Genomic DNA, 10,650 nt, shown 5'->3' with positions numbered 1-10,650 from the left:
ACCGGCTCATGGCATTGCTTACATTCCAGTAGGGGATTGTGGGGCCGAGTGGCTGGTCGAGGCATGCGTTAACATATTACATGTTATTCTCATATAACCATTCATTCTACGTACCTAGAACCATGCCGCTACGACCGGCGGAGCTGAAGTCGTATACCGGCTATGTGTGCGTTTCCAGCTGCCGCTCCTGCTGGTTGTTCGCAGCAAAACCCGCCGGCCGGGAGTGAGCGAACGCGACGCGTTCGCGAACATCGGGCGGCAAACGACCGCAGGGAGTGCGCCGGCCGGGAATTGAACCCGATGGCGAGACTCACTCTGTTCGCCTCGCGTGATTCAATTCCCGTGGACTGCATTTGCTGCTCGCGACTTGCTCGCAGCAAAATGCGCCGGCCGGGAATTGAACCCGGGCTATTGCCTTGGGAAGGCAATGTCCTACCACTGGACCACCGGCGCTCGTTGCACTCGCGCCGAGGCTCGCAAATCCGTCGGATTTGCTCACCACCGGCGCACTTCGGTAGACTGCAGGTCGGTCGGACCTGCGAACCCCGTATCGAACTGTCAACAGCGACCGCACTTGAACGTAGCGTTTCGACTGGACGGTCGTCCGAAAATATCGCGCCGATGGATGGGTATTAGTTCCGCCCGGCCAACTAATAGATATGGCAACAGCGGACTCCGTCGTACGGGCCAACGACCCGATGGACCTGACGTTCTCCGAGGCTGAACTGGACGCCCACCGCGACCATATCACGTCGTTCATCGAGGACCAGGTCGACGCTGCCGGTGTCGACACCGTGGTGCTGGGGCTCTCTGGCGGCATCGACAGCACACTCGTCTCACACCTGGCTGTCGAGGCGCTTGGCCGCGACGCTGTCCACGGCCTCGTGATGCCCAGCGAGGTCAACCGCGCGGACAACATGAGTGACGCCGAGCGCGTGGCCAACGACCTGCTCGGCATCGAGTACGACGTTATCGAAATCAACCCGCTGGTCGACGCATTCCTCGACGCCTATCCCGACGCCGAGGGCGACCAGCTCGCCGTCGGCAATCTCCGGGTTCGCTGTCGGGCGGTGCTGAACTATCTCGTCGGTAACCACGAGCAGGCGCTGGTCCTAGGCACCGGGAACCGGAGCGAAGCACTGGTCGGCTACTACACGAAGTACGGCGACGGCGCGGTCGACTGCCATCCCATCGCGGCGCTGTACAAACAGCAGGTCCGACAGCTGGCGAAACACGTCGGGGTCCCGGACGACCTCGCCGAAAAGACCGCCAGCGCCGAGATGTGGGCCGGCCAGACCGACGCCGACGAGATGGGGATGGACTACGACACGCTCGACTCTATCCTCGCTCTGCATATCGACGGCGGTGTCCCGGCGGCTGCGACAGCCGACCGGCTCGGTGTCCCGCTCGATGTCGTCGAGACTGTCCGCGAGATGTACGAATCGAGCGCCCACAAGCGGGCGATGCCGCCGGGTGCGGACCCGCTGTACTGAGGCCTGTTCCTTCGACTTAGTCGTTAACGGACCGGGTTCTCCGGGCCGCGACCCAGATACTCCGAGAGGAACGCGTGGACGGTCTCGGCGTCGTAGCTGTCCATCGTTAGCTCGTGCCGCCACGCCGTCACGACGTAGGTCGCCCGCGGGTCGTCGTTGGGGTTCGGAACAGCGATGACGCTCCGCCAGGTGCCGGTGTGGGTGCTGGAGAACTCCCGAAGGCTCTCTCTGGCTTCTGGGGAAATTGAATCGGGGTCGTAGTAGACGATGACCGCGCCGTGTTCGAGCGTGTGGACGAGCGAACCGAGCAGCGGCGTCGCCTCGTAGAAGCCTGCACTCACCGTTGACGCATAGTGTGTCCCGGAGAGTGGCGGGACTCGCTGGTAGTCGATAGCACTGCCTTCTTCGACATGGTTGTTCCCCCGGTCCGGGAACTGTTCCACACTGGACAGTCGGTCACTGTCGCCGGTGTCGTCCAGTGACGACGCTTCGACCCCGGTGGCCTCGACCGCGGAGAGCGGCTGTGCACCTGTCGTCCCGACCAGGTCCGCGTCACTTCCGCTGCCGCCGTCGCCACCGCTCAACTGAGTCACGTACACTGTGAGCCCAATAGCGAGCACGACGACGACGCCGATAACAATCGGCCCGACCGGGAGGGCGTTCCCCTCTTCGCCACTGGTATGCTCTTCGACGCGCCGTCGATCAATCGCGCCCAGTTCGCCGTCGTGGGCGTCGGCGAGATGGTCAAGGTAGGTGTCGTCGCCGTCGAACGATTCCCCGCAGTACTCACAGTCGACCATTGGCGGTCCGTATGCGAGGCGTCGTCTTGTACCCTTTCCTACTCCGCCTTCGCGCTGAGGTCGGCGAAGGCCTGCTGTTCGCGGCGCTCCTGTGTTTCCCTGTCTGCATCGTCTCGCATCCGTGCTTTCAGCACTCGAAGCGCGTCCGCGTCGACGGCTGCTATCTCTTCAGCGACAGCCCGAGGCTCCGCAGTCACCCGTGAGACCAGCCCCATCTGCAGCGCCGTCTCGGCGTCAAGCGTTCGGCCAGAGAGCGCGATGTCGAGCGCGTCGCCGGTCCCGACGATGTCGGGGAGCCGCGCTGTCCCGCCCCAGGCCCCGAACAGGCCGAGTTTGACCCCCGTTTCCGCGAAGGTCGCGCCGGGCGTCGCCACCCGGATATCGCAGGCCAGCGCCAGTTCGACGCCGCCGCCCCGCGCCGCGCCGTCGATACCGGCGACGACGGCCCCGTCGTAGGATTCGAGCGTCCGAGCGACCCGCTGACCCAGCGCCGCGAACGCCTCGGCGCTCTCCGAATCGAGGGCCTTGACCTCGTCGAGGTCCGCGCCGGCGCAGAACGCCTCGCCAGCGCCGTGGAGATACAGCACTGGCTCGGTCGCTGACTCGACTGCTGTTTCGAGGTCACGTAGCGCCGTGCTGGTGAGCGCGTTGCGCTGGTCGGGCCGGTCGAGCGTCAGGGTCCGGATACCATCGCCGCTCGTGGTCTGTACCATGCCTGCTGTGACTCTGCGGTTTCCAAAGGTCTTTGCCCTTCCCGTCGCTAGACCCTCATAATGGAGGAAGTGGCGGCAGTTCGCCGAGCGGCGTTGGCGGCAGTCGACGATGTCGAGCCTGACCGGCTTCACGAGCGGATCGCCGCTCGCCTGGACGACGCGTCGCTTGCGCCCGGCGTCCTGGCGCTCGTCAGCGCGGGCGCAACCAGCGACCCACCGGTCGACCTGGCCGACGGCGTCGCCGACCGAGCCGCCGGCGTTCAACTCATCTACGAGGGACTTTCGCTCACTCGCCAACTGGCCCACGACGACCCTTGGGTCAACGGCGACCGCGACGCGGCCGACCTGGATATCCTCATCGCGGACATCCTCGTCTCGCGTGGCTTCTACCTGCTCGCCAGGACCGAGGCCGCCGACGCCGCCGTCTCCGTCGTCCGTTCGTTCGGCCACGACCAGACAGTCCGTCAGACGACCAACGACGACAGTCTCGACGCCGCGCTCGAAACTGACATTCTGGAACTCGCCGTGGTCGCCGGCGTCACCGCCGCCGGCATCCGACCCACACCGACGCTCCGCGAGTACGCGACTGAACTGGCCGTCGACGGCCTCCCGTCGAACGCCAAATTGCTCGGTGAGGAGGTTGCCGACGCGCTCCGGGCCCGCGCGGGGGCCGAACAGCCATCCGGCGACGGGACCGAGGCCGCCGCCGACCACTGATACTAATCGACACACCGGCCCTGAATCGAAACGACTTTAGACAATTGCCGGATACACATTGATGCGTGCCTGGGTAGCTTAGCGGTAAAGCGCGTCCTTGGTAAGGACGAGACCCCGGATTCAAATTCCGGCCTAGGCTTTTTCCAAGCGACTGACCCAGAGCGCCAGCGATGGGTCCGGAGCGCGTGAAACGCCGGATCCGGAATTTGAATCCCTGCCAGTCGCAGCGCCGACCAGCGTGAGGGCGACCGTCCTGCTCCGGTTCACATTCCGGCAGAGGCTTTCTACAACGAATTAACTGTCCAGAGCGACGGACTCCGTGATCAGGTGAGGCAATAGTGGCAGTTGCAAGCCCGAAATTGTACCGAAGCGTGGAATCCCGAAACCTTCAGTTCTGCTGACCGCTTGCAAAGGGATATACCGCTGTAGGCCCAACATTGCATGTGAGTACCACACACGACGAGACGGCAGAGGCGGTATCGCAAGCCGAGAACGGCCGCGCCATGGGGCCCGCCGCGCTGGCGTCCGTCGCGTCCGTTGCCCTGGCGCTATATTTCTACTACGTCCGCGGCGACAAACAGCGGGGTCAGTTCATCGGTCTCTGGCCTGCGACCATCCTCGGACTCGCCGCGTATCTCAGACTCGGCGAAATCAAACGGCTTCTCCGAGAGGGCGCTGACTGAACAGGAACTGACGCCGGATTCCGCCGTGGTATCGAGTTACAACCAGCCGTCCGACCAGCCACCACCATCGACACATGCGCTCAACCCTCGCCCAGACCATCACACGCCTTGACCTTGACACCCGAATCCAGTACGGACTGATGCTCCTCTTCGGAGGACTCTGCCTGCTAGCGGCGGCCGCCCCGCTTGGCCCCCTCACGAAGGCCGTCGTCGTCTCCGCGCTGTTCGGATTCACCGGCGGGCTCTGGGTGTCACACCTCGTGCAGATCATTCAACGGGCCGCGGAAACGGCACAGCCCGAGGCCGAGCAATGACTGAAGATGTCACCGAGGACTCGCCACAGACATCCGGCTTCCTCGCCGGGCTCGAGTTTCTCACCGGTGAGGACCCCAGCGCAGGCTCGTTCCTGCTGGTCGTTGGGATGGTCACCTGCGTCTTCATCGCCGCGTTCCAGTTCATGCTGACCCCCCCGATTTCGACACTGCTTACGGGGCTCGTTCTGGTCATCGCCGTTATCAGCTTCATACTGGGTGCGGTGCTGGATATGCTCAATTACTTCGACACGCCGCGGAGCCCGTCACATTGAGCCTGGCGCACGGAAGCCATCCCGCTAACACCGCCCTCTAGTGGCAGTTCCTGTCGGCTACCGCTGCGGTTCTTCTGCGAGCGCCGTTTCCCGTAGTCGCTTGCATGCCTCGCTTTCGGCCGTCAGTTCGGGCACAGGCGTGGGCGTGCCGTCGTCGACGGCGACGAAGGTGGCGTAGGCGCTCGTCGTCTCCTCCGTTTCGCCCGTGTGGGGGTCCTCGCGGGCGACTTCGATGCGAACCCGGACGCTGGTTCGGCCCGTCGCGTAGGCGTATGACTCGATGAGTGCGGTGTCACCGATGGGTATCGGGCGCTCGAAGTCGACGCGAGACATCTGCGCGGTCACGCAGGACTCTCTGGCGGCCCGCATGGCCGACATCGCCCCGATTTCGTCCATCCACTTCATCACGATGCCCCCGTGGGCACTGTTGTAGTTGTTAGCGTGGGTCGGCTGGACGCGCTCACGGTTGACGATGTGCGTATCGGCGATGGTCGGCATACCGTCTCGTAGAGCGCGTCCGGGGAAAACGGTGTGGTGCGCCGCTGACGGGATTCAGCAGCGACCGTGTGCGCATCCACACTGTCGTCGTGGCGCGTAATCGCCAATCAAACAGCCGATTCGCCGCAGTTACCCGGTGAACTGGTGGTATTCGAGGCCCTTGTGTTTCATCTCGTTGTGCTTGCGTTCGAGGAACGAGTAGACGGAGCCATGCGGTGCACCGTCCAGAATCATCTCGGCAGCCTCCCGGACGGCGTCGACCTGCTCCGGACCGCCGATGATGCCCAGCGTCGAGCCGTAAATGACCACGGCCGCGCCGGAGAGTTCCTGCATGAGTTCCCGCGTCCGGCCACCCTCACCAATGAGACGGCCCTTCTGGCGGCGGAAGTCGTTCTTGTTGCGGGAGGCGGCCTCGATATCGATGAGTTCGAACATCATCATGTCGTCTTCGAGCAGCGCCAGCGCGTCGTCGGGCGCGAACCCGCGGCCGATGGCCTTCACGATGTCGGGGCCTTTCAGCGCCGTCACCGGGTCGCCGACGGACTCGACTTTCACCGTGCCGTCCTCGGAATCGATATCCAACCGGACCTCTGCGCGCTCCTCGATTTCGCGCATGGTCTCACCTCCCTCGCCGATCAGCACACCGATACGGTCCTGCGGAATCTTCACGTGTTGCATAAGTATACTACCCCGTAGGAGGTTCTGCCTGTTTAAAACTTCGGCAGTCGCGTGACTGACAAGTGCCGGGCGGCCGTCCGCCGGCAGAACCCGCTTCAGTCCAGAAACTCGACGCCGGTGATTTCGAACCGCGCGCCGCCCGTGTCGCTGTCGGTGACGAGGATGTCCCAGCCGTGTGCGCCCGCGATGGTCCGGACGATCGAGAGCCCGTAGCCGCTGCCGTCTTCGGCAGTCGTGAAGCCGTGGTCGAACACGTCGTCTTTGATGTCTACCGGGATGCCGGGGCCGTCGTCCTCGACGTAGAAGCCGTGGTCCAGCGGGCCGACGCGGACGATAACGGCGCCGTCGCCGTGTCGGATGCTGTTCTGAAAGAGGTTCTCGAACAGTTCGATGAGACGGTCGGCGTCGGCGCTCACCGAGCCAACATGGTCGTAGTGGAGCGTGGCTCGTTCGGTTGTGCCGCCGGCCCCTTCCCAAGCGGTGTCGACAACGTCCTTGACGTTCGTCGTTTCCGGGTCGGTGACGACGTTGCCCTGCTTGGCGACAGAGAGCAAATCGTCGACGAGGCGGGCCATCCTGTCGCTCGTCTCTTCGAGCGCGTCGAGGTGTTCCTCGTCACCGGTTTCGCGGGCCAGATCCACTCGTGAGGAGATGACACTGAGTGGGCTCCGCAGATCGTGGGCGAGGATATCCGTGAACTCCTTGAGCCGGTCGTTCTGGCGTTCGAGCATCTTGTCGTACTGGTGTTTCTCGGTCGTGTCCTGGCTGACTGCGACGAACCCCTCGGGGTCCCCATCCCCGAGCGGCGAGAGCGAGAGTGTCGCCCAGAACACCGTCTTATCAGCCTGCCGGTGCCAGTGCTGTGTCTCTATGGGGCCGTCTGCCGCCTCGGTCAGCAGTGCGTCAACGGTCGTCTCCATTTCTTCGGGGTCGGCAAACAGCATGTCGACGTGGTGGCCGACCGTCGCGTCCCGGTCGTAGCCGTACAGCGTCGCTGCCGGGTCGGGCCAGGTCGTGATGGTGCCACTAGCATCGAGCATGAACACCGCATGCGAGGACAGTCCTTCGATGAGGCGCTCAGACACCGAGTCGTCGTCGCGCGCTGACTGCTGATCCGAGCTGTCTGTAGTGTCCATCAGCCGCACCTACCCTGGACAGGCCAGCGATAGTTCACACGGGACAGGGACCACTGTGACAGGTAAGCCATATAGATGTATGCAGTAACTAACATATTACGCACTGTGGTTTTCACAGCAAACGCGAGTTGTTATGAACCGGGTAACAGCGGTGCTGTCAGTCGGTTCGTGTGTGAGAACCCGCAGACATGACTGGCAATGGCGACCACTCACTCCTCGTCACGACGGTCCGCCGGCGTCCCCTGCGGGACAGCGTCGTCGTCGCTCCCCGGGGCGGTATCGTCCTTGTCTTTCGGGGTCGCGTACTCCCGGACGTACGCGAGCAGATCCTCGGGGGTGGCGTCGACGCCCTGTCTGGCGAAGAAGTTCGCGACGTTGCGGCAGTCCCGTTCGAGGAAATCGTCGGCGTTGGGGTGGTGGATGGTCACTGCCTGCCCCAGGTCGATGATGTACAGTTGGCCCTCGTGGAAGACGATGTTGTACTCCGAGAGGTCGCCGTGGACGAGGCCGGCGTCGTACAGCCGCCGGGTGTACTCCTTGACGACCTCGTAGGCCGTCTCCGGGTTCTCGATGTGGACCTCGCTGAGACGTTTGCTGCGGCCCTCCTCGGTCCCCAGATACTCCATCACGAGGACGTTCCGCTCGACGGCGATGGGCTCCGGCGTCCGAACGCCGGCCCGCCGTGCGCGCTTGAGGTTCGACGACTCCTTGCGGACCCACGCGGTGACAACCTTCTTTTTGTCCGAGCCGATGCCCTCGAATCGGGGGTCGCCGTCGAGATAGCTCCGCATGTCCTTGAAATCGGAGGCGTTGATGCGGTACACCTTGACGGCGACCTCTGTATCGCCGGACAGCGCTGTGTAGACGTTGGCCTCTTTGCCGGTCGAGATCGGCCCGCCGAAAGCGTCGATGTGGCCGTCCTGAACGAGCTTGTACAGCGCGCCGTAGGTGGCGTCGTCGAAGACGCTGGCCTCGACTTTGAATTGGTCGGCGTCCTTGATGCGCTCGCGGAACTCGCTAAACTCGCGGTCCCGCTTGCGGGCGATGCGGTCGGCTTCCGTGTCGGAGACGTCGACCTCTTCCCACTCGTCGCCCGGTGAGTCGACGTCGTCCGTATCGAGCAGGCCGAACTGCCCCTCGGTCACGCTTTTGCCTCCGTCGAGCGCGCGGCCAGATACATATCAGGCTACTCCTGAATGTGGCCCTCCTCGCGCAGTTGGTCGGCGTCCTGTTTCTCATAGCGCCATGTGATGTCGGCTTTCTCGTCTTGCCAGTCCCAGGGTTCGACGAGGACCACGTCGTCTTCGCGTATCCAGATCCGCTTTTGCATCTTGCCCGGAATCCGGGCTGTGCGTTCGACGCCGTCCATACAGCGTACCTTGACGCGATTCGCGCCAAGCATGTCCATGACGACGGCGAACACCTCGTCTTCTTCCGGCATCCGCAGGTTCTTTCTGCTGTCGTTGTCGCTCATAGACGGTACTTCGACGGGGAGAGGTTTAAGGTTTGGAAAAGTTGGACCGAGAACCCGGTCCGTGGCCCCCGTGACGGTGTGGGACAGACGCTGGGGCCGTAGAAAAGCGATGTCGTCGCGTCAGTCAGCGCCGAGACAGCCGACCCACGAGCAGTCGGTACAGGTTTCGATGCCTTTCGCCGTCGTCGTCTCCCCGCGACAGCGCGGGCAGATGGAGCCGATCTCCGGCGGCTGGACGGACTTACTCATCGGTGATGATGTCCGCCGACAGCCCCTGTGCCATCTCGATGTCCTTGGAGTTGTTCAGCGTCCAGGCGGTGCGCTCGGTGACGGCCTCGATGACCTCGCGGCCGCTCGGGAGGCCGTTGCCGGACTTCTTGACGCCGCCGAATGGCAGGTGGACCTCCGCGCCGATACACGGGAGGTTGCCGTAGGCGAGGCCGATTTCGGCTTCGTCGCGGAACTGGTTGATCTGGCGGTAGTCCTCGGAGATGATGGCACCGGCGAGGCCGTAGTCGACGCTGTTGTGCATCTCCAGCGCCTGATCGAAGTCACCCGAGTACTCAAGCAGCGCGACGTGGGGGCCGAACACTTCCTCGTTGATACAGCGCAGGTCCTCGTCGTAGTCGATCTCGTAGACGAACGGGCCGACCCAGTGGCCCTCCTCGTGACCCTCGGGAATCTCTTCGGCATCGAGGTCGGCGCGGTCGACGAGCACGTTCGCGCCCTCCTCGCGAGCGAGGTCGTTGTAGCGCTTGAACTTCTCGACCTGGTCTCGCTCGATGAGCGGCCCCATGAAGGTGTCTTCCTCCAGCGGGTCGCCGACGGCGATGTCTTCGGCGATGTCGACGAACCGCTCCTTGAATTCGTCATAGAGGTCCTCGTGGACGATGAGCCGCTCCGAGGAGACACAGCGCTGGCCGGTCGTCTTGAAGCTGGACATCACGGCCGAGTGGACGGCGATATCGAGATCGGCTTCCTCCGTGACGATGACGGCGTTCTTTCCGCCCATCTCGCAGGCGGCGATCTTGCCGGGTTCGCCGCCGACCTTGGAGGCGATCTTGTGGCCGACTTCGGCGCTGCCCGTAAAGAGGACCGTCTCGACGCGGTCGTCCTCGACGATGGCGTTGCCGGCGTCGCCGTAGCCCTGCACGAGGTTGAACACGCCGTCCGGGATGCCCGAGTCCTCGAACATCTCGGCGATGATGTGGGCACACCACGGGGTCTGCTCGGCGGGCTTCCAGACGACGGTGTTGCCCTCGACCAGCGTCACTGCGAGGTGCCAGAACGGGATTGCGACCGGGAAGTTCCACGGGGTGATACAGCCGACGACCCCCTTCGGCTTGCGCCGCATATAGGCGTCCTTGCTGGCGATCTCGGACGGTACCACGTCGCCGTGGGGGTGGCGGGCGTTGCCGGCGGCCCACTCGACCATGTGCCAGGACTCGGTCACGTCGGCCAGCCCCTCGCTGATCTCCTTGCCACACTCCATGGTGACGATTTCGCCGAGTTCCTCGTGGCGGTCACGCAGCTCGTGGTAGATGTCCCAGAGGTACTCTGCGCGGTCGATGTGCGAGAGCGAGCGCCACTCGTCGTAGGCGTCTTCTGCCGCGGCCAGCGCGCGGTCGACGTCGGCCTCGGTTCCGCGGTGGAACGAGGCGAGCGCCTCGCCGGTAGCCGGGTTCTGACTTGTGAACGTTTCCTCGCCGGTGCCTGTCGTCCATTCACCGTCGATGTAGTGTCGCCGTGAGTCGTCTGTACTCATGGTAGGTACTGTACGCGTCCCCCACCAATATGTTCCACCGTCCATGGTCAGGGGTCGGCAATAACCTGATATATCCTCTACAATCCGGCATTATCTCCCATGGTCGG

14 protein-coding genes and 2 tRNA genes are annotated in these 10,650 nt (G+C 63.8%); 6 read left to right on the top strand and 10 right to left on the bottom strand.

Features of this window, described 5'->3' with window-relative positions; all coding sequences use genetic code 11:
• Positions 1-382: 382 nt before the first annotated feature.
• Positions 383-453: transfer RNA gene (locus tag HAH_RS14190), tRNA-Gly, on the bottom strand.
• Positions 454-659: 206 nt separating this feature from the next.
• Here HAH_RS14190 and HAH_RS14185 point away from each other — a divergent pair.
• Entirely contained in the window at positions 660-1,493 is an 834-nt protein-coding gene (locus HAH_RS14185) for an NAD+ synthase (protein ID WP_014041538.1), read from the top strand.
• 23 nt (positions 1,494-1,516) lie between these two features.
• Here HAH_RS14185 and HAH_RS14180 read toward each other — a convergent pair whose 3' ends face one another.
• Both HAH_RS14180 and HAH_RS14175 read right to left on the bottom strand, forming a co-directional pair.
• Positions 1,517-2,293, bottom strand: coding sequence for a DUF3105 domain-containing protein (locus tag HAH_RS14180; RefSeq protein WP_014041537.1), 777 nt, complete (start codon positions 2,291-2,293; stop codon positions 1,517-1,519).
• Positions 2,294-2,331: 38 nt separating this feature from the next.
• Entirely contained in the window at positions 2,332-3,006 is a 675-nt protein-coding gene (locus HAH_RS14175) for an enoyl-CoA hydratase/isomerase family protein (protein ID WP_014041536.1), read from the bottom strand.
• Between the two features lie 60 nt (positions 3,007-3,066).
• Here HAH_RS14175 and HAH_RS14170 point away from each other — a divergent pair, with 60 nt between their 5' ends.
• The 5 genes from HAH_RS14170 to HAH_RS14150 all read left to right on the top strand — a co-directional run bounded on the left by HAH_RS14170 (position 3,067) and on the right by HAH_RS14150 (position 4,992).
• Entirely contained in the window at positions 3,067-3,723 is a 657-nt protein-coding gene (locus tag HAH_RS14170) for a DUF7114 family protein (RefSeq protein WP_014041535.1), read from the top strand.
• Positions 3,724-3,790: 67 nt separating this feature from the next.
• A tRNA-Thr gene (locus HAH_RS14165) sits at positions 3,791-3,862 on the top strand.
• Positions 3,863-4,166: 304 nt separating this feature from the next.
• Complete coding sequence (locus HAH_RS14160) at positions 4,167-4,406, top strand: hypothetical protein (protein WP_023843446.1); 240 nt, start codon at positions 4,167-4,169, stop codon at positions 4,404-4,406.
• Between the two features lie 74 nt (positions 4,407-4,480).
• Entirely contained in the window at positions 4,481-4,720 is a 240-nt protein-coding gene (locus HAH_RS14155) for a hypothetical protein (RefSeq protein ID WP_023843445.1), read from the top strand.
• Positions 4,717-4,992 carry a hypothetical protein gene (locus HAH_RS14150; protein ID WP_014041532.1) on the top strand — a complete coding sequence of 92 codons (276 nt, stop codon included), beginning with the start codon at positions 4,717-4,719 and terminating at the stop codon, positions 4,990-4,992. Before HAH_RS14155 ends, HAH_RS14150 begins: the two co-directional genes overlap by 4 nt.
• A 57-nt stretch (positions 4,993-5,049) precedes the next feature.
• Here HAH_RS14150 and HAH_RS14145 read toward each other — a convergent pair whose 3' ends face one another.
• From HAH_RS14145 to HAH_RS14120, 7 genes are all read right to left on the bottom strand, one after another.
• A complete protein-coding gene (locus HAH_RS14145; protein ID WP_014041531.1) occupies positions 5,050-5,490 on the bottom strand; it encodes an acyl-CoA thioesterase in 441 nt (146 codons plus the stop codon).
• Between the two features lie 129 nt (positions 5,491-5,619).
• Positions 5,620-6,168, bottom strand: coding sequence for a KH domain-containing protein (locus HAH_RS14140; RefSeq protein WP_004590591.1), 549 nt, complete (start codon positions 6,166-6,168; stop codon positions 5,620-5,622).
• A 95-nt stretch (positions 6,169-6,263) separates the two neighbouring features.
• Positions 6,264-7,304 (bottom strand): PAS domain-containing sensor histidine kinase, encoded by a 1,041-nt coding sequence (locus tag HAH_RS14135; RefSeq protein ID WP_044952056.1) that lies wholly within the window; start codon positions 7,302-7,304, stop codon positions 6,264-6,266.
• A 209-nt stretch (positions 7,305-7,513) separates the two neighbouring features.
• Complete coding sequence (gene rio1 / locus HAH_RS14130) at positions 7,514-8,449, bottom strand: serine/threonine-protein kinase Rio1 (RefSeq protein ID WP_014041528.1); 936 nt, start codon at positions 8,447-8,449, stop codon at positions 7,514-7,516.
• A 41-nt stretch (positions 8,450-8,490) separates the two neighbouring features.
• Positions 8,491-8,778 (bottom strand): translation initiation factor eIF-1A, encoded by a 288-nt coding sequence (gene eif1A / locus HAH_RS14125; RefSeq protein ID WP_004516096.1) that lies wholly within the window; start codon positions 8,776-8,778, stop codon positions 8,491-8,493.
• A 120-nt stretch (positions 8,779-8,898) separates the two neighbouring features.
• The gene (locus HAH_RS20340) at positions 8,899-9,027 is read right to left on the bottom strand and encodes a hypothetical protein (protein WP_023843444.1); all 129 of its coding nucleotides are present in this window, start codon (positions 9,025-9,027) and stop codon (positions 8,899-8,901) included.
• On the bottom strand, positions 9,020-10,543 hold the full coding sequence (locus tag HAH_RS14120) for an aldehyde dehydrogenase family protein (RefSeq protein ID WP_014041527.1): 1,524 nt from the start codon (positions 10,541-10,543) through the stop codon (positions 9,020-9,022). The genes HAH_RS20340 and HAH_RS14120 overlap by 8 nt, the downstream gene beginning before the upstream one ends.
• Between the last annotated feature and the right edge of the window lie 107 nt (positions 10,544-10,650).

It is taken from the genome of Haloarcula hispanica ATCC 33960, assembly GCF_000223905.1.
Taxonomy (GTDB): domain Archaea; phylum Halobacteriota; class Halobacteria; order Halobacteriales; family Haloarculaceae; genus Haloarcula; species Haloarcula hispanica.
This window is presented reverse-complemented; position numbering and strand designations above follow the sequence as displayed.